General features: G+C 45.4%; 13 protein-coding genes and 2 pseudogenes. All 15 read right to left on the bottom strand.

Translation table 11 applies throughout. The annotated features are described in order from the left end of the window. Nucleotide 1 precedes the first annotated feature (1 nt). Nucleotides 2-972: pseudogene (locus JCM16418_RS04620) on the bottom strand (PhoH family protein). A 6-nt stretch (nucleotides 973-978) separates the two neighbouring features. After that, nucleotides 979-2,172 (bottom strand): sporulation protein YqfD, encoded by a 1,194-nt coding sequence (gene yqfD / locus JCM16418_RS04615; protein ID WP_036646624.1) that lies wholly within the window; start codon nucleotides 2,170-2,172, stop codon nucleotides 979-981. Then, nucleotides 2,169-2,462 (bottom strand): sporulation protein YqfC, encoded by a 294-nt coding sequence (gene yqfC / locus JCM16418_RS04610; RefSeq protein ID WP_036646623.1) that lies wholly within the window; start codon nucleotides 2,460-2,462, stop codon nucleotides 2,169-2,171. The genes yqfD and yqfC overlap by 4 nt, the downstream gene beginning before the upstream one ends. 171 nt (nucleotides 2,463-2,633) lie before the next feature. Continuing rightward, on the bottom strand, nucleotides 2,634-3,206 hold the full coding sequence (locus tag JCM16418_RS04605; RefSeq protein WP_036646622.1) for a YqfB family membrane protein: 573 nt from the start codon (nucleotides 3,204-3,206) through the stop codon (nucleotides 2,634-2,636). Between the two features lie 14 nt (nucleotides 3,207-3,220). Continuing rightward, complete coding sequence (gene floA, locus JCM16418_RS04600) at nucleotides 3,221-4,231, bottom strand: flotillin-like protein FloA (RefSeq protein ID WP_162472260.1); 1,011 nt, start codon at nucleotides 4,229-4,231, stop codon at nucleotides 3,221-3,223. Nucleotides 4,232-4,291: 60 nt separating this feature from the next. Then, nucleotides 4,292-5,650 (bottom strand): NfeD family protein, encoded by a 1,359-nt coding sequence (locus JCM16418_RS04595; protein ID WP_081765322.1) that lies wholly within the window; start codon nucleotides 5,648-5,650, stop codon nucleotides 4,292-4,294. A 117-nt stretch (nucleotides 5,651-5,767) separates the two neighbouring features. Continuing rightward, nucleotides 5,768-6,211, bottom strand: a complete 444-nt coding sequence (locus tag JCM16418_RS04590) for a GatB/YqeY domain-containing protein (RefSeq protein ID WP_036646616.1) — start codon at nucleotides 6,209-6,211, stop codon at nucleotides 5,768-5,770. A gap of 15 nt (nucleotides 6,212-6,226) precedes the next feature. Then, entirely contained in the window at nucleotides 6,227-6,400 is a 174-nt protein-coding gene (gene rpsU, locus JCM16418_RS04585) for a 30S ribosomal protein S21 (protein ID WP_005547957.1), read from the bottom strand. A gap of 138 nt (nucleotides 6,401-6,538) precedes the next feature. Next, nucleotides 6,539-6,898, bottom strand: a complete 360-nt coding sequence (locus tag JCM16418_RS04580; protein ID WP_036646614.1) for a histidine triad nucleotide-binding protein — start codon at nucleotides 6,896-6,898, stop codon at nucleotides 6,539-6,541. Nucleotides 6,899-7,033: 135 nt separating this feature from the next. Continuing rightward, nucleotides 7,034-7,393, bottom strand: a complete 360-nt coding sequence (locus JCM16418_RS04575; RefSeq protein ID WP_036646612.1) for a hypothetical protein — start codon at nucleotides 7,391-7,393, stop codon at nucleotides 7,034-7,036. Between the two features lie 314 nt (nucleotides 7,394-7,707). Next, nucleotides 7,708-10,722, bottom strand: a complete 3,015-nt coding sequence (locus JCM16418_RS04570) for an SbcC/MukB-like Walker B domain-containing protein (RefSeq protein WP_306304750.1) — start codon at nucleotides 10,720-10,722, stop codon at nucleotides 7,708-7,710. Then, complete coding sequence (locus JCM16418_RS26560) at nucleotides 10,670-11,134, bottom strand: AAA family ATPase (protein WP_306304749.1); 465 nt, start codon at nucleotides 11,132-11,134, stop codon at nucleotides 10,670-10,672. The genes JCM16418_RS04570 and JCM16418_RS26560 overlap by 53 nt, the downstream gene beginning before the upstream one ends. Then, complete coding sequence (locus tag JCM16418_RS04565; protein ID WP_036646610.1) at nucleotides 11,131-12,309, bottom strand: exonuclease SbcCD subunit D; 1,179 nt, start codon at nucleotides 12,307-12,309, stop codon at nucleotides 11,131-11,133. Before JCM16418_RS04565 ends, JCM16418_RS26560 begins: the two co-directional genes overlap by 4 nt. 87 nt (nucleotides 12,310-12,396) lie before the next feature. After that, nucleotides 12,397-16,497 (bottom strand): helicase-exonuclease AddAB subunit AddA, encoded by a 4,101-nt coding sequence (gene addA, locus JCM16418_RS04560; protein ID WP_036646607.1) that lies wholly within the window; start codon nucleotides 16,495-16,497, stop codon nucleotides 12,397-12,399. Continuing rightward, nucleotides 16,494-20,001, bottom strand: a pseudogene (gene addB / locus JCM16418_RS04555) (helicase-exonuclease AddAB subunit AddB). Before addB ends, addA begins: the two are co-directional and overlap by 4 nt. Between the last annotated feature and the right edge of the window lie 121 nt (nucleotides 20,002-20,122).

The following is a 20,122-nucleotide window of genomic DNA, read 5'->3' as shown; positions in this document are numbered from 1 at the left end:
TCTAATCTTGTTTTTCTGCTGCATGATCATACGCAACGATGATTTTTTGCACTAGAGAATGCCTTACGACATCTTGTTCCGCAAAAAAGACAAATCCAATCTCATCAATTCCATGTAGTATAGATTTCGCTTCAATAAGCCCTGATTTCTTACCTCTTGGTAAGTCAATCTGGGTTACATCACCTGTAATAACCATCTTCGATCCAAATCCAAGACGGGTCAGGAACATCTTCATTTGTTCAGCGGTCGTATTCTGAGCCTCATCCAATATGATAAAAGAATCATCCAATGTCCTTCCACGCATATATGCGAGCGGAGCAATTTCGATTAATCCTCTCTCCAAGGACTTGGCTGTTTGATCTGGACCCATAACATCATAAAGGGCATCGTATAATGGCCGCAAATAAGGATCAACCTTCTCTTGCAAATCTCCAGGTAAGAAGCCAAGGCTTTCCCCTGCCTCAACGGCTGACGAGTAAGCACAATCTTTTTAACGGAGCCTTCTTTCAGCGCTGCAACTGCAAGGACCACAGCCAGATACGTCTTACCTGTACCTGCGGGACCAATACCGAATACGATATCACGCTTCTTAATCGTAGTAACATAATGCTTCTGTCCGATGGTCTTAACCCGGATGGGTTTACCCCGGAACGTGGTAGTAATCTCACCCTTATACAAATCTAAAAGCTGATCTGCCCGAAAATCTTTGGCTAAATCAATAGCATACAATACATCGCGCTCCGTAAGGATGTAACCTTTGCGCACCAACTGAAGGAGCACATCGAACAATTGCTGTAACACCTGAACATCGTGGTCATTGCCGCGAATTGTAATTTCGGCTTCCCGGGAATCAATTTTAGCGGGAATTTCAGCTTCAATTAATTTCAAAAAAGTATCCTGTGGTCCGAAAATGGACAGTCCTTCACCCGCACTTTGGAGTGAAATTTGTATGCTGTGATTATGTTCTGACAAATAGCCTCATTCTCCTTGGTTTTGAACTATAGGAAGCTCTTCAGCTATCCTCTCTTCCACTTCTAAAAGCACTTTCATATAAACTTTACCATTCTCTTTCTTCTCATGCAAAATTTTTTGACTGATCAATTGCGAATCATTGCCGTATTTAGCTAAAATATCACGAATAGCTCCATCTAAACCTTGTTTTTTAGCTTCTTCCACATCGATAGTATCCTGACTTATTTTAACTTCCATCACTTTCTCGGTCATCCAGCCTAGAGGAAGAACGATAGAACGCCATGAAAGCGGATCTTGCTCTGTAAGGACCTCCGATTGTGCATAGGGGTTCTTTCCATATCCCCATAACTGAACAGCACGGTTTCCTAGAACTAGATAACTTCTATTTTTACGTTCCCCCGTGTAAATCTTCCGTTCCTTTACAAGCGGGACTGCAACATTATATTCATGCCAAACAAGACCTTTGACCTCACCCTTAGCCACGACTAGCTCGGAGTGTGCCTCGTCCCCGAGCATGCCGGAGATGAGAATCTGACCCTTTTTAACCCGATCATTCTTAGCTACTACTGGCCTTCCCTGTTCAGCATATATACTGGTAATTACCGCATCCGTACGGCTTACTAGATGGCGCTGACTCAGAAGTGGTTCCTTCTGTGGTTCTGCTGCCTCTACAATCTGCACCGTGATGGTGGTCCCTTTACGTTCCACTCCAACCCATGAAATTCCTGGCAGCTTGGAATTCAAATCACGTGACAGCTTGTCCGGTTTATCTAGTCGATAAATCCATTGGAATGGATAAATACCTTCTGCTCTAGCAGCCTCTAAAATATCCTCAGTGGCAATTTTTTTGTTACCAATCACTTTCACATCCCACACCATGGAAGACAAGAGAAAGAGAAAAATAAAGAACATGATGATGCCCGCTGCAAAAAATTTGCGTTTATATAGCCTCGCCATATAAAATGGAACGCCCGTACGCTTACTCACATGCACACGACAGCCTGTCCGTTTCAACAGCGGACGGAGAGCGTAGAAATCACGAAGTAGCACTTTCATCGCAATCTGATCGCTCTGAATGGGTACTACATCCCATACTTGAATACCCTCCTTTGCGACAGCATTAATAAAAGGCTCCACATGCTGACCTCTAACCAGAATCGTAACGTAACCCCGTGTATTTACTAGTGTAGGTATCTTCATAGGCTCTCCTCCATTTCATGATAAGTTATGTGAAAGACCTTGCCTTCGACCAGTACCTCTTCCGGCATAATCGCTCTAATCACCATTTCCGCTCCAAGGATCTCTAATGACCCTTTGCTCAGGGAAAGCACAATACGGTCGGAAGCAAAGTGCTGCAGGCCACGATGGTTCTCAATATAAATTTCTTGATTTCCCACCATCGTAATGCGAGGTAGGTCTAAAACAACATCCTGCGGCAAATCAAGCATTTCATTCGTCCATTTTCGCAGTCTATGACTCATCCGGGTCATACGAAGGTCTTCCCCCTTCCTGTACTTTACAACGTATGCTCAGGTCCTTTTAAATATGAGATTATTTGATAAGCGCTGGGGTATACAACACAAAAAACCTCTTTGAAGGTACGTGGATCTTGAAATCCCAATACATTACAAAGAGGTTTTTTATTAATATACGGAACTAATTTAGTTGCGTCTTTGATTATATGAACGTTTAGACCGGGGAGGACCTAAAATTTCTGACCAAATGATTCCTTGTCTTGCTTGTTCTGCAAGCGGCGATATATGGTGTTGCTTGGACTCCTCCAAAGTGTCAGATCCAGCATCCATTACAGATGTAATCCGATCCAAAGATGCATTCACCTTATCAATGTCACGCTGCATCATGCGTTTGCGATCTTCTAGCGTCTCCTGTTTAGGCTCCTGATCTTCCCACATTTGAGATACGCCCTCACCCGTACTATAATCTCCTGAAGGAAAAGAATCAAAGGTTCGATTATCTATCTCTTCAAAGGAAGATGAGCCACTGGACGTATCAAGCTGAGAACTACGATACAACACTGAACCAGTGTCTGGATTGGAGTTCTGATCATCGCGTTCCTCTTCAATGGACCGACGTTCTTTCCTATCGCCGTTCCCTCCAAAAGTAGGCATCCCGCGAGGGTTATTCTTTTGTTTAGACTTCCCGCTCTTACTAAGAGCAGAGATGATCGCAAATCCAACAATCAGGATCCAATAGAAATTTTCAACGATCCACATGGATGCATCATTCCCTATTTATTATTTTTGGGATCATTTGTCGGATATTCTCCGCCATCACCCATTTTACCAAGCGAGCCTCTCATTTGAGTATCCGCTTCAATGTTCTTCAAATTCATATAGTCCATTACACCAATTTTACCTGAACGAAGTGCTTCGGCCATTGCCAGAGGCACTGCGGATTCGGATTCAACTACGCGCGCTCTCATTTCTACTACGCGGGCTTTCATTTCTTGTTCCTGCGCTACTGCCATGGCACGACGTTCTTCAGCCTTCGCTTGAGCAATACGTTTGTCAGCTTCCGCTTGTTCCGTTTGAAGGTAGGCACCGATGTTCTTACCTACATCAACGTCCGCAATATCAATGGAGAGGATTTCGAAGGCTGTTCCAGCATCCAAACCTTTGGACAATACCGTACGGGAAATGGAATCCGGATTCTCCAGTACATCTTTATGTGAATCACTAGAACCTACAGTCGTAACAATACCTTCGCCGACACGGGCAATGATTGTCTCTTCTCCAGCACCACCGACGAGGCGGTCTATGTTTGCTCGTACTGTGACTCTGGCCTTAACCTTAACCTCAATACCATTCTTCGCTACCGCAGCTACGACAGGTGTCTCAATCACGCGTGGGTTAACACTCATTTGTACAGCAAGAAGCACATCACGTCCTGCGAGGTCAATGGCTGCTGCGCGAGTGAATTCTAGAGGAATATCCGCACGCTGTGCAGCAATAAGAGCATTAACTACACGGTCAACATTACCACCCGCAAGATAATGGCTCTCGAGTTGATTAATATTTAATCCAAGACCCGCTTTAGTCGCTTTAATTAACGGGTTAACAATCCGGCTAGGTGTAACTCGACGCAGTCGCATCGCTACAAGCGTAATGATGCTGATCCGAACGCCAGAAGCAAGGGCTGAAACCCATAGCATAACAGGGAAAAAGCTAAAAAATACACTCAGCACAATAATGATAACGACGGCAATTAACAAAATTGGAATCAAAGAAGTTCCATCCATAATAGGTTCATCCTCCATTGGATTCATAGTGAAATATTAGAACATGTACAAAAACAGACTTTATAACGGTTTCACAACAATTCGCGATCCTTCTACTCGTACCACAGTAACCTCTGAGTTGGAACCGATAAACTCCCCATCGGTCACAACATCGATTCGGTCACCTTCGATCAAAACCGTACCTGCAGGACGTAGCGGTGTTACACTCGTTCCCGTTTTGCCAAGCAGTATTTCTCTCGACGCCGTTGGGGTGAACCCCTGTTCCTTGGTGAGTGATTCACTCAAAATGAATCGATTCCAAATACCACGCTCTTTAAAAACAAAAGCTACAATAACGATAACAACCACAGCTGCTGCAAAAGCGATACCTAATGATAGCAGCGCATGCGATGTATCATAAGCTGCCCTTACAACACCGGCAACTAAACTAATAGAACCTAGAATACCTAGAATGCCCATACTAGGAATGAACATTTCGAGTATCATCAGTATGAGACCAACAATAAATAGTAACCAGGTCTCCGAACCCGCAAAGCCTGCTACATAGTTACCAAAGAAATACAGTACAAATGCTGAGATACCTATAATACCTGGTGCACCAAATCCAGGAACGATCAATTCAATAACGACCCCTGCGATACCTAGGAATAGCAAGATCGTCATCACAATTGGATTCGTCAAAATCGTGGCAAGTTTTTCAGCTCCGGTATGCTCAACCTGAAATACATCATCTGTCGAATAGCCCATCCATGCAATGACTTCTTCAGGTGAAGAAGCTATTTTGTCAGCATATCCTACTTTAAGGGCCTGCTCACTAGAGAGAGCAATAATATCTCCCTTATTTTTCTTCTCACCGATCTCTGGCATATCTACAACCAAATTAATATCGGCCATGCCTTCGGCGATTTGTCGATTACGCCCACTAGACTCAGCTGCACTCGCCATGACTGATTTCCAGTAGGCTACAAGCTTGGCATCTTCCACGCGCTTACCCGTGCTATCTACCATAGCTGCCGCACCGATCATACTGCCCGGACTCATGGCAATTTTGTTAGCGTTTAACGCGATATAGCTTCCTGCAGAAGCTGCGTTTCCGCGTATGTACGCTACCGTTGGTATTTTACTACTACGAATCATTTGGCCAATTTCTTCAGCTGTTTTTACCGTCCCGCCTGGTGTATTCACTTCCAACACAATTAAGCTAGCATTTATCTTGGTGGCTTCTTTAAATCCCCGCTGCATAAACTTCTGAAGTCCAGTTTCAATTTCCTGATCTACCGGTATTATATAAACGGGACCACTTTTCGATGATTCAGCGGCAGAGATAGATCCAATACATCCAGAAGACGCGAAAGCTAGGCAAATGATCAATGTTACTGCCCATATTGCTACCATTTTGTTAAATTTGGACAGACTCATGTTCATGACCTCCTTTCCTTTATATTGTCCAGCTTATGGAAGTTACTACGCACCAATGCCTAAATCGTTTCAAAAAAGAAAAAACACCCCTTAATATAAGGGGTGTTTCGGTTATTTTTATTGCAGAAATTGCTGAACCACCTGGTTCACAAGTTTGCCATCAGAAATACCTTTAACCTTTGGCATCAAGGCGCTCATCACTTTCCCCATCTCGGCTTTTGAAGAAGCACCGGTTTCTTGGATGGTCTGCTGTACAATCACTTTAATTTCTTCTTCAGAAAGCTGTGCGGGAAGGTACTGACCGATAATCTCGATTTCTGCTTTGGAACTTGCAACAAGATTGTCGCGGCCTGCTTTTTCAAATTCTTGGAGGGCATCTTTGCGCTGTTTGATTTCACGACTTAAAATATCAAGCACTTCGCTGTCATCCAAATCTCTTTTCAAATCTATTTCAAGATTCTTGATCGTCGAACGAACCATTCGAATGGTGGAGAGTTTGAATTTGTCCTTACTCTTCATCGCTTGCTTCATATCTTCGTTTAATCGTTCGCTAAGATTCATGTAGTTTAAATCCTCCTAAAACTTTCTCTTACGAGCAGCCTCGGACTTTTTCTTGCGCTTTACGCTTGGCTTTTCATAATGCTTGCGTTTCTTCACCTCAGCCAATACACCATCCTTAGCGATGGAGCGCTTAAAACGGCGAAGTGCAGCATCTATAGTCTCGTTTTTGCGAACTTTAGTTTCAGACACCAGTTTTCCCTCCCTCCGACCAGACCGTCCAAGAGCAATAACACGGTTCATCAACTATAATTATAGGTATGAATAAATAGGGTGTCAACCTTACAACCCATATTTTCATAAAAGCATTTTGAAAATCCTGCAAAAATATTAGCTATGCGAGTCTGAAATCCCTGTTAAAGCGCCTAATTTCGCGCCTCCAAGCACATGATAGTGTAAATGGTGGACAGCTTGTCCACTATCTGGACCACAGTTGTTAATGAGGCGATAGCCTGACTCAAATATCCCCATATCCTTTGCAATGTCCTGAGCAACTCGGTGCATTTCAGCGATTAATGACAAATCCTCCTCCTGCACATCGTTCATTGATGCAATGTGCTTCTTAGGAATAATAAGGATATGAACGGGCGCAGCAGGCTGAATATCCTTAAATGCAAGTAATCTTTCATTTTCAAACACTTTTTGTGAAGGAATACTTCCCTCTGAAATTTTACAAAAAAGACAATCCATTGTTATGGCCTCCTTGGGAGTGTACATATTTCCCTAATCATAACGGATGATGCTAGCTCTCGTCCAACTACTTTTCCTATATAAAAAAAGATGACGCTGATTGCTCAGCAGTCACCTTTTGGAAGATCACGCAACTCAGAAGTATGGTAATAACGTCAACGCAGTTAAACCCGCAAGCGGCAAAATTAAACGGTTAAAACGGCGACGACCATATGGGTAGCCGTAACCACCGTAAGGAGGGTAATAGCCTGGATAGAATCCACGAGAATCGCCCTGACGATATCCGTCATGGTGACCACAGCCGCACCCCTGATGATGTTGATGATGATGAAGCGGCATTAATTCATGCCCAATCGGAACTGCTAAACATACTTTATCCTCATCCACGCTTTCCACAAATCCATCATGGGCAGTACCATCCAACATCCATACGCGCACATACCGATGTACGTGCTTAACACAAAGTTCTTTAACCTCAATTTTTTCCTTGCTCATGCGTGTAAGCCTCCCTAAGTTCAATAATCTATACGCCATCATATTCGGGATTAGGCGAATGGCTACTGCCCATATAAAAAAAAGAAAGCTAAAAACGCAAAAAAAAGAAGCACCCACTCCGCTGAAAACAGCTTCATGGCGCACGAACGTATGTAAGGGATATAAATCATCCCTCATCATACGTCCGCGAGGTGCTTCTTTAAGATGTCGGCTTTAACTGTATTATAACAGTAGCATGATGCTGTTACTGTGACACTCCTCACTTGTCCCAAGTAACAGATTCTGACCCCACAAGTTGGATCACTTCGTTCTCCTTACATTTGTTCAACAACAATCCTCGAACCTGCCCCTGCTTGTTCTGCTGGCAACACCACTAGTTTGCGTGGCAGACGAGCTCGAAGCTCAGGTACATGGCTAATGATACCGACCGTCAGCTGATCATTATGCAATCTTTCCAATGAAGTGATCACTGTATCCAGAAGCTCCGGGTCAAGGGTACCAAAACCTTCATCTAAGAAAAAGAATTGCAGCGGATATTGACCACGCAATTGAATTTGAGCAGATAATGCCAAAGCGAGTGAAAGCGAGGTCAAGAAGGTCTCTCCCCCTGAAAGAGTAGAAACAGGACGCCGTACACCACCATTGGCATCATCTCGGATCAAAAATCCGCCTCCAGAATCGACTTCCAGCGCATAACGCTGTTTCGTCAGAAAGCGGAGGCGCTGGGAAGCCGATTGGCTGACCTGCATGAGCTGTTCCTCTGCGATATATTCGACAAATGCGTTACCGCGTAGACAAGATTGAAGTTTGGACAGCTTCTCCCCTTCATGATGACGTTGTACACGTATCTGCTCCAGTTCGGTCCAGCGAATATGTCGTTTCTCTACATCCTCTAAGTCGCGCTGCGCGCGCGCACGAACCTGAAGTGCCTCTTCATCGGCTGTGCGGCACTGTTCGAGCTGAGCGGTGAGTCCTTGCCACTCTTCCTCAGTGACTGAATCCCCCGCTAGCTGCTGATCGAGCTTACGCAGCTGGATCATTGCCTCACGTTCGCTTTCACGATGCTGCTTCACCTGCTCGGTGTGCTGTGCCTCTTGTTCTGGCTTTAAGCTGGAAGTCTCCACTTCTTCAGCTGTCTCGAAAGGCGAGGATGCAAGTTGCTCCTCCCATCGCGCAGCCGCATTCTGATGATGTTCACAGGCCGATGCTGCGGCCTGCGCAGCCATTGCAGCGGCTTTAGCCTTCTCGTGCCCTGCAAGCTCCGCTTCATGGCGGCGCTGCTTCGAACCGGCTACTTTTTCGCGAAGCACCAGTAGCTGTTGTTTGCATGCTTCAAGTAGCTCCTCTGCACGCTCTTCACCAACCCAAACTTGTAGCCGTTTCTTTTTCTCAATTAGCAGCTCTTGTTTGCCTTGCAACTGGGTATCCCACTGTATGAGTGCCTTATCGAGCTCAATCATACGCTGCTCTAAAGACTGTACAGATTGACGCTTTTCTTCCAAGAAAGGAACACTAATCTGAAGTCGCTCCTTAACCTGTTCCGATTCAGCGTCTTTACGTTGTATCTCAGTTAGCCGAAACTCAGCTTCTTGTGGCTCAAGTTCAGGCAGCTCCTGCTTCCATTCTTGTCGTAGTCCTAAGCTCTCCTCTTCGAGCCTAACAGCCTTGATCCGCAGCTGTTCCAATAGATGCTCTCCAGCTTCCGCCTCCAGCACATATCTCTCGCTACTTCGGCGTAGATCTTCCTGTTGTGCTTTAAAGCCGCTTATTTCATTTCGAATACGCTCAAGTGTACGGGACAGTTCCAAAACGGTAGATTCTATCTCAATTAACTCATTTAATCCGTCAACCGTATTCTCTTTCAGCTCATCCTCTGAAGCATTACTTGGAACAACTTCAATGGAGGCAGCTACTTCGTCTGAAGCAGCATCCGTTTCAACATGCTCCGTAAGGGCTAGACTACGGCTTTCATGCAATAGTTGCCGCAGGGTCAACCGCAGCTCCTGAAGCCGATTACGCGTATCTCTAAGCGACTCAAGCTGCGCTTCTAACGTTTCTGCAGGCCTGTTCGTATGTTCTTCCATAACTGCGGGACTCGGATGATGCGTAGATCCGCAAACAGAACAGGGAGCTCCCGATTGGAGTTCTGATGCAAGTGCTAATGATAGCGCATGAACCTGCGCTTGCTTCAATGCTTGACGAAGAAGTTCCTCCTCCTTGTCCAACTGATGAAGCGATAGAATCGTTCGATTCTCCCAGCTTGATAGCGCCTCAATATAAGAAGCGCGTTCCCGTAAAATCACTTCATACTTTTTCTGCCAAGCTTCTTGTTCACCTACTGATTGCTCGATCTTTTGGCGGGCTGCTACACATTTGTCTTCCTGCTGCTGCAACTCCTTTTGCACCTGAAGCAATTGATCATCACAAGATCTTAGACGCTGTAACCGCCTCATGGCTATATTTACAGTGTCTCGCTCTTTCGAACGAACCTCCAATTGATTCAAGCTTTCTTGCAATACAGACTGCCGCTTCTGTCCCTTAGCTAATAGCTCTTGCTCCTTTATAAGTAATTGACGCTGCTGATCCAGCTCACTCATTGTTTCTTGCTTCTTCTGGGTTAAATCATTTAGCATCACTTGCAGTTTCTGGGACTCTTGTTGCATATCTACAGCCTGCTCAAGCTGATCCTGACGTTGCCGTAGCTGAGGCTCTTCAACAGAGAGTTTATGCTGCATGGCCTCATCCTCAGCGCTTGCTTGCTTTGCGATCTGTTCCGCAGCTTCAGCTTCGGACTGCGATGAAATTGCCACCACCTGGCGTTGATCCCATTCTTTCTTACTCTCAAGCCACTGTATCAAAGCAGGTCTAATCAATTGAGCAGAGGAAGAATAGCTAAGTTTTTGCTCAAGCACTGAGATTTGCTCTGACTTCGCAGATAGTTGATCCAGCTGAGACTGATACGTATTACGCTGCAACTGCCAATCTCGAACTTTGCCTCTTTGTTCAACTCTTGTGTTCATTTCATGCAGTTGTTTACGTGAGGAGTCAGCATGACCTGTGGCATTCTTCAATTGATGCTTAGCCTCTTTTAGAGCCTCGGCACCAGCATTTCCAAGACCTTGCTGCTCCGCTTCAACGGTCTGCAGAACGGCATCATTCTCTTTTACACGACGGCTAAGTTTGGCCGCTAGCTGATCCCCATACTGTTCTAAGTGAAATAATCGCTGCAGCATTTGTCTGCGCTCACTGCCCTTAAGTGAAAGGAATTCCGCAAATTTAACCCTGAGGGAGGACCACTGCTCGAGTGAAATCATCCATTTTAAGTCCAATCTTATCTTCAACACATCGTGTCACATCCGCTAGCTTGTCCGCTAGTACCGTTTCACCTTCTGATGTGATCTCGATAAAGCGGCTGATTGTGTTACTCACAGATAGCTCGTTAACCCTTTTAAAACGACGCTCTACTCGGTAGCGTTGGACATTATTAGCTGAACTTAATTCAAATGCAAAAGACACGAATAACGAATCCTCAGAGTGATTCATTATTCCTTGTGTGCCATTCACCGCTCGTTCTACCTTACCGTATAACGCTAGCGTCATCGCATCAAGCAACGTTGATTTACCACTGCCTGTAGGACCGAAAATTCCAAATAAGCCCATTTCACACAGGTTTTCAAAATCAATCTGCTGCATTTCACGATAGCTCTGCAGTCCTGATAGCTTCAGTGTAATGGGCTTCATTGTGTCTCTTCCTCCTTTGTATCTGCATCTTCCTCGACAAGCTGCAGAAACAAGTCTACCAAAGCCTCTTCTGGCTCAGCTCCACCTGTCTGGCGTTGATAGAATCGCCGGAACAGCTCTGGTACTGGCAAACGCGAGCGTTCATGCTGTAGCTCAGCAGCTTCCATCTCTGGATACACTGGACGGATATGCACAAATCCTTCGCGACTCTTGCGAAGCTGCTGGATTTCGCCAAGCGACATGGCTTCGGTCAATGAAATCTCTAGATCAATAAATGCCTGCTCATCTCGCCCTTCCTCCAACCAACGGTAAACCTCATCGAGTCCACCTTTGGCCTTCCAACGCACTAACGGGCGTCCGCAGGATAGAAAAATCTCTTCCATCACTGGCTGCTTACTAGGCAAAATATCTAGCATCGTCACCGACTTAGCCTGTCCTGCTTCTGAGAAGCTGTACGCTAATGGAGAACCGCTATACTGCACCATACCTTCACTTTTCACTGCTTGTGAGCGGTGTAAGTGCCCCAAAGCGGTATACTGCGCTCCAATGGATAGTGCAGAGGGGTCAACCGTATACGCTCCTCCGACCTGAATAGGACGCTCCGAGTCACTCTCTACCCCGCCCAATACATATATATGACTCATCGCCAAATTGATGGTTTGTGAGGAAAAATCACGTGCAAGCATACGCATTAATTTACCAACACGGGCACTGTATGCTCGGCGCAGTTCATCCTCGTCGCCTTCTGCTGAGAGTAGCTCATTTAGTCGTGCTTCCGAAGGATATGGAAGTGCAGCGATTTTGGCTATTTCATTCGTACGGGACGCGTGAACTGTAATAGCCTCAGCAATAGGAAGCCCGACTAAGGTGATGCCTTGTCGGGATACAAGGGGTGAAACAGAGGATACACGTTCAGGTTGATCATGGTTGCCTGCAATGACAACCAGCGGGCGTCCTTCAGCGGTGAGTCTAGCAGATGCCTCGTAAAAAAGCTGCTCGGCAGCCGCAGGCGGATTGACAGAATCATATACGTCTCCCGCCATTAGAATAAGATCGGCCTGCTGATCTGACGCAATTTTCACTAGTTCATCTACGAAATCCTCTTGCTCCCTCAGACGACTCCGTCCTTCAAGCGAACGTCCAAAATGCCAGTCCGCCGTATGCAATATCCTCATATGTCCGTTCCTCTCCCATACTAGCTTTTCTTATATTTAAGTTCAGCGAAACTCTGAATTAAGATTATGGTCTGTATGACATAATTTCTACAGCCTGGACACATGTCCACCATCAAAGAAATACAGCCATTTCTCACTGATTTCTTCTCCTAAAATGTCTGACAGTGCCTTACTGTATAGCTCTAATTGAAACCGATACTGCTCCGTTAATACTTCGATACCACCTCGTTGCTCCAGTACCCGATCTGTCTTGTAATCTACTAGAATAAGCTTGTCTTCTAATCGGAATAGACAGTCCACTACACCTTGAATGAGCACAGTTTCTTCCGTACTTGGCATGGATTCAGAAGGCATATCCGTAGCATTCAGCATCATAAGACCCTTATAGGCGTCTTCAGCCGTAAGTCCATAACTAAATGGCATTTCTCTTAATACCCACTCAGCATTTAATAATCTTTTGCCTATGTCACTCTCATAGAATAACTGCACTTCCGGCTGTTTTATCATATTCGCCTGCTCACGGGTAATCATCTCCCGCTCTGTCAGGTATTGAATAGTTTGCTCGACAACCGCAGTATCCACTGTTCCTTGATCTAAAGGAATATGCTGCATTACGGTATGATACACCGTACCTCTTTCCGTAGGGGACATTGCTTTTTGTTCCATAAACTTCGGTCTGCGAAGCTGTAACGTGTGTTCTGGAGATGTCTTTCCACCTTTAACAGTCATTTCCTCACGCATAATGGACTCTTCTACCCAATCAAGTGCTGGCTGTTCTTGCAGAGAAATTAGTTTCTTCATTTCAGTCACAGAAGTTTTGGCAGATAATCTGCTCGCTGCCGCAAAAGGATACTGCCATGAAAGCTGCGAATTCACTTGAGATTCAAGAGCCGATTGATGATTTGAAGTTCCGGTTACAATCGGCAGTCTACTCTTCATCGCTTGCAATATCGTTCGACGTTCAGGTGTTGATTCCTCGGAATCTTCCCATCCGCCAAGTGTAGCTAAAGACAAATCATCTCCTGACCAAACCGATATGTTCCATGATGAAGGGTCGGATTCCAGCACGGTTGACACACCTTCTTCTGAGCCGTTAATTTCCCTTAATAACCAAGCATCTGGATGGCGGATCAATGCAGGTCCAACCCAGTCCAAATAACTACGTCCTCTTGCCAAGATATAATCCGGAAGTAGGTATTGCTGTTCCTGCTGTATCTGCGCCCAAGAGGATATTTTCTTAGGTAAATCTTTAACCGATCCAATCAGAATCAGCTTCTCTTTAGGACGCGTAAGCCCTACATAGAGCACTCGTAATTCTTCGGCCAGTAGCTCTAGTTGTGATCGACGCCGAATGGCGAGATTCGCCAGTGTAGGATAGCTAACCCGATGAAGCTGATCCACAAATTTTGGACCAAATCCGAGCTCTTTATGAATAAGGAACGAAGAGTTCAAATCCTGTTGATTAAATTGCTTAGACATGCCCGCAATAAAAACAACCGGAAACTCAAGCCCCTTACTTTTGTGAATCGTCATGATCCTTACAGCGTTATCTTTCTGCTGCGTTCCACTTGGCCCTCCAAGATCCGAACCGCGATCCCGAAGACGAGCAACAAAGGTAAGAAATCGGAATAACCCTCGTGAAGCTGTGGTCTGCTCAAACTGGACAGCCCTATCATGCAGTGCCTTGAGATTCCCTTGACGTTGTCCACCTCCGGGCAAGCCACCAACCCAATCAAGATATCCTGTCTCACGATAAACGCGCCAGATCAAATCACCTAGACTTCCCTGACGAGCAGCATTCCGCCAACCTTCAAGTTGCTCCAGAAAAGCTGTGATTTTATCCCGTAATAATGAAGATACTCCTGTAAAATCACCCTCTGATATGTCAGGTGTCAAGGAACTAGTGCGCTCTGATTCCGCTGTGGCTACAGCTTCCTGCTGAGCCAACTCAATACTCTCCTTGATATAATGGAGCTCAGACGCTTCAACGGACTCTCCCACATGTTCGTTATCACCTTTAAAGGCTTTTACATTACTAACACTATGAAGCTGCTGGATCGCTGCAAGCATCGCCTCATAGAATGAGCCTCCACTACATAAACGTATTTGTGCTAGCTCCTCCTCACTCAATCCAACGACAGGTGAACGAAGTACGCCAGCAAGCGGAATATCCTGCTGAGGATTATCAATAATCTGTAATAAGGACAGCATAATTTCTACTTCTGTTGCTTGAAAATATCCCTTGTTCTGTTCTCCATCTGCCGGAATACCTAACTGTCTCAATTCTTCTAATATTAGTGGTCCCCACAAATAAGCAGACCGCAGCAAAATAACCATATCGCCGTAACGAACCGGCCGCATTGCCTGAAGTCCTTTATCGTAAACCATGAACGGTTCAGCCGTTGTCTCACCCATCATCGATCTAATTTTGCGGGCAATGGCCCTTGCCTCAATTTGAGCCGTCTCCATTTCCACAACTTCGCTTTCCTGCATCAGACCGCTACTTCCCGTATCCGACTCTGATGAATCATCAGCTGAGAGTTGGTCTTCATGTGCTCGTTCAATCAGCACAAGCTCAGGTGTATAGGTCTGTTCAGGTATAAACCCTTCTTTAATCTCCTTTATTGGAAAAGAAGCGCCATACACTAATTCTGCTCGCTTGTCATAGTTTATCTCAGCTACCGTTTCATTCATCAATTGGCGAAACAAGACATTTACCGCATTCACGACTTCCAGCCGACTACGAAAGTTGCGCGCCAAATCAATGCGTACTCCTTCGGTTTGCTCAAGAGCATATCTGCGATACTTATCCAGAAATAGACCGGGCTCGGCCAAGCGAAAGCGATAGATACTCTGCTTCACATCACCGACCATAAATCGGTTACCTGGTTGTTCCCTCGAGATAAGCCTTACAATATTTTCTTGCACACTATTCGTGTCCTGGTATTCATCTAATAGAACTTCATCGAATTGCGCCCGATATTCCATCGCTGCATCTGAAGGAATAACTCGATCTGGTGTCGATGCAGGGTCGCGCAGGATTTGCAGACAGTAATGCTCCAAATCACTAAAATCGACTGTTCCTCTGCGCCGCTTTTCCATCTGATAACGTTCACCGAAGAGAATAACAATGCTCGAAAGTTCCTGCATTAGTGGAGCAGCTTCATGAAGCTCTACTAAGAAGGTCTCAGCAGGACGACCAAATAAAGCTCCTTTGAGATCATTCACTGTCTTCTTGACGGATTCTCTCAGCTCTTTAACCCGCTCCTGCATGATCGGATCCGTTTCATCTTTACGGCAGCTCTTTAATTTACCAAATGCTGCATTTTGAAAAACGGGAAACAGCTCATCCCATTGGCGATGTTCCAGGGCATCCTGTAGACCACGCACCATATCTAAATCTGCATTCAAATTATCCACGTATGGACCTGGTCCGCCAGGCATCATAGCGACTTGATGAGCTTGTTCTAGCAGAGCTACGGCTCCAGCTAGCGCCAGTCTGGCATCCTGAAGAATGCTTTTGACCCAAGCCGTCCTACTCAAATCTGCTGTGTCTTTTACCGAAAATGCAGTAGCCATGTTACGAAGCCACTCATCTGGCCATGGATGACTACGCGAGAAATCATACAGCTTCTGTACTAATGCATAGACCGCATCATCACTCCGCTCACCACTAAACCAATCCACCAATTTAATAAATGTACTATCATCCGTTTCCTGACCGTATTTCTCTTCAAACAGTTCCTCTAGAATTTCTTGACGAAGTAGCTCAGCTTCATTTTCGTTGATAATCCGAAATCCAGGATCAAGTGGGATCATCTGATAATAACGACGAATCACTTCAAGGCAAAATGAATGCAGTGTCGTAATCGACGCACGTCCAAGCATAGAGAGTTGACGTCGTAAATGCTCATGCTCAGGGTTTTTTTCGAGTTCTTTATCCAGTGCTTCTCGAATGCGCTCACGCATTTCAGCAGCAGCTGCCTTGGTAAATGTAGCTACAAGCAGCCGATCCACACTAAAGCCTTGCTCTTCGTTCATAATTTTGCGAATAATCCGTTCTACCAGCACGGCGGTCTTACCAGAACCGGCTGCAGCTGCTACTAGGATATCGTCGCCGTATTGGGAGATGGCCTGCCACTGGTCGTCACTCCACATGCTTCCTACAGGTTTTGCAGCTTCGATCATAGTGTATTCCCTCCTTCTGCTTCGGACAGCATATCCCAGACCTTGCCCTTATCTGGTTTGCGTAAAAGATGATAGTGATTCCCTTCAATCGTCTCGTCAAATTGACATACAGGCTTGAACGAACAGTATGTACAAGCCGTTTCCTGCTGGATTCGATAAGGTTCAATGTGAACATCGCCCTCCGTAATACGGGTTCCAATCTGAACGATGTTATTTCTTACTGAGGTTAGGAGATGCCCCCACTGTTCTGGACTCGCAACAGATGCGCTGCTATAGAAGCTACCATCTGATTTCACTGCCACAGGCAGAATTGATGAATGGCCTTTGTCTAGCGTCGTATCCATTTTGGAAACGACATCACGGTCAGCAACCAGCAGACCCTTCATCTTAAATCGTTTCAATAGTTCCTCTGAAGCTTGCTCCATACTCATTCCATTAGAAGATTGCAGAATAGGATCATGCACATGGAAATACAGAGTTCCGGCTGGAAGCGCCTGTTGACCAAGCCATTGCTGCGAATATGTTAGTAGCACATCGAGATACGTCAGCATTTGCAAGGCTAGACCGTAATACACTTCATGCAGCCTTAAGTCCTTCTGTCCTGATTTATAATCAATGACTCTAAGCAGCAGACCATGCTCGTCCTGCGCCATGTCAACTCTATCAATACGTCCTACCACTTCCATGACGGTTCCGTTCTCTAGCGAGAATGTCAACGGTGGTAAAGGTTTACCCGGACCAAAGTCCAGTTCCAAACCAACAGGTTCGAAACTACCACGCCTAGCATGTTCTCCCAAAATGACAGAAGCTCTACTCACGATATTCGTAAGTTTACGAGAGATATATCCATAACGCTTAGAACTAAGTAGGATCTCGCCTTGAAGCATTGGCGCGAGACGCTCCACCGTTCTTTGTGCTTCGGTGCGGCATTCTTCTGCCGATAGACTTCCCCAGCTACGATGCTGCTCTTGCATACGCAGTGCCATGTCACTCAGCGCAGCGTGAAATAATTGCCCGATATCGGGAGCCTTCAATCGATAAAGTTGTCTTTCCTTAAGCTTCAATCCATGCGAAGCAAAATGTGAGAATGGACAGGCTACAAATCGCTCCATTCGCGACACACTTGTCCGAACTTTGGTTCCATATAGTTTGCGGCTCGTTCCCGTTTGTAGTGAAACCGTCTCATTGCGATAAAAAAGAGAGCGCAGCATCATATCCAGAGGTTGCTTCCACACATTATCTGCTCTGTACCAGTTATAAATCTTCCACCATAGCTCAGGTATTTCTGCACCCTGTTTCCAATTTCTTAATTGAATAACTAAGTGGCTTAGCGTCTGTCTGGGAACTGTCACATAATCTAACTGCTCATTTACCGACTGTTCTAATACAGGCTGTGTAGAAAGACCCCTTTCCTGCAAATCAGGGAACATCTTACGTAAATGGCGGATAAGTTCTGAGGGGAGCAGTCCCTTCCCTTCATCATCCGCGCCCGGGTAACTGATCCATAGATGCTGACTTGCAGATACGATCGCATTATAAATGAGAAACCGTTCATCAAGTAGCTTACGTGAGATGCCCGGAGCTAGCTCCATTCCTGTTTCTGCTAAAAGGGAACGTTCCTGTTCTGTAAGAACACCATCCTCTTGGAAAATGGCCGGAATAACCCCATCATTTACACCTAATAAAAACGTATATTTTACATTGCCCGGACGAGTACGATCCATATTACCTACTAATACCTGATCCAGTGAGGGAGGCACCAATGCTAGTTTTAATTCGCTGAGCCCCGTTTCAAGTACGCCTGCAAATAATTCAATATTCATTTTCTCAGAGCCCATCATTTCTACGATTTGATCGAGCAAATCGAGAACCAGACTCCATAACTGCCGATGTTCCTTCGCTGCTTCAGGTCTTCCTTCCTCTAGAGCCTGACGACTCCAAGAATCCAGCTTTTGCGGAATCTCGCATTCTTCCATTAGTTCATATACCGCCGTGCTCATTTCAAGCGCCGTTTTTGCCTTTTTCAATTTTTTCTCAAAAGCAAACAAAGGTCCCGTAATCACTTCACGGCATTGCTCCATAACATCAAGTAAATCCACGCCCGACTTTTGGACATCCCCATTTACGCCCTCAAGCGAAAGACTCGGAATATTCCTCCATGGACGACCATCCGTCCAGCGATAGCCCTGGATGCCACAAGCAAGCGCATAATTCTCTAGCCTGTCCATATCTGTCCGCTCCAAGGAACCGTCCTTTGGCAGAAGCAAGTCACTCTTCACACACCGAAATACATCCTCATGACGCCAGAAACGCTGCACAATATCAAGTGAAGCACGAATAAATTCAACCAGCGGATGATGAAGTTCGCTCCTCTTCTGATCTAGGAAAAATGGTATTTCATAATCCGTAAACAGGGGTCCAACCAAATGCTCATAGTCACCTAAATTACGGACTAGCAGAACCATATCACGGTAACGAACACCTTCCTCACGTGCGAGCCGTGACATTTCCCGAAGTGCTCCTTCGACCTCAGTACGACGATTTGGGGCAGTATGAATCGATAGCTCCTCCGTTTCACTTAACATGGAACCACTCCAGCGAAGACAACGGTCGTATCCACGTTCTACATGAGCTAGTTTGGGATGATCCATAAAGCGTGGAAGGATAGGTGGAGACAGTAATGTGTCATCCGATTCAACCTGAAGCTCTTCGGCCATACCTTTAATTTTTATATATGTTGTTGCTGTGGGATGGAATAAGTCCAGTTCATTCAAAGCCACCGCTCCTCCATAGGGCTTATCCAAAGTCAAAGCAATCGTAACCGATGCAGCATGAACCATTAGCTGCTCCAGCACCCGATATTCCTGTGGAGTAAAACCATGAAACCCGTCAATCCATATATCTGCACCTTTAATATAAGAAGAATCTGCAATCCCTTCAGCTAAAGTCACTAGATTGTCTTCGTCATCAACATATAGCGGCGATAATTCATGTTCAAAATCCCGATATACCGTATATAAATCCTCTAGTTTATTTCTAAGGATCGGGGAGCCTAATTGACTAGATGCCATACGCTCAAGCTGCTCTTCAACAGCAGATGAATCCACACAGTAACGCTTCATTTCCGTATATAGCTGACTCAGTCTACCTACAAATCCCATTTGTTCACCTGAGGCTCCAAACAATTTCAACTGTTCCTTGCGGCGCTGAATGATTTTGTATAATAACATTTTCTTGCCTTCTTCACTGATGCCAACTCTGGCGGAGCTCCCGTTTCTTGCATAACCCGATAGGCGAGACGCCGAAAACTTAATACTTGCGCTCGTATGCTCCCCTTGACCCCAGACGTTACAAGTCCATGCTCGGCCTGAAAAGATCCCTGTTCAGGAACAAGAAAAATAATAGGTTTTCCTTGAGGCGATGTATTAAGCTAGATGTTATCTCTTGTAAAATCCTTGTTGTTTTCCCGCTTCCCGAGCGTCCCATGAGAATATGAACCGACATGGCGCTTGCCTCCTTCATATGTAAACCGCTACCCTTAATCTGAGCGGAATTTAACTATAATTGAATACCTCGTACCTTTAGAAGTATAACACATCTAATTATTAAGGAACGTACGTTTGCT

Source organism: Paenibacillus pini JCM 16418, from assembly GCF_000576305.1.
In the GTDB taxonomy this organism is placed as follows: Bacteria; Bacillota; Bacilli; order Paenibacillales; family Paenibacillaceae; genus Paenibacillus_AQ; species Paenibacillus_AQ pini.
Note: the sequence above shows the minus strand (reverse complement) of the source record. Positions and strands in the feature narration are given on the sequence as shown.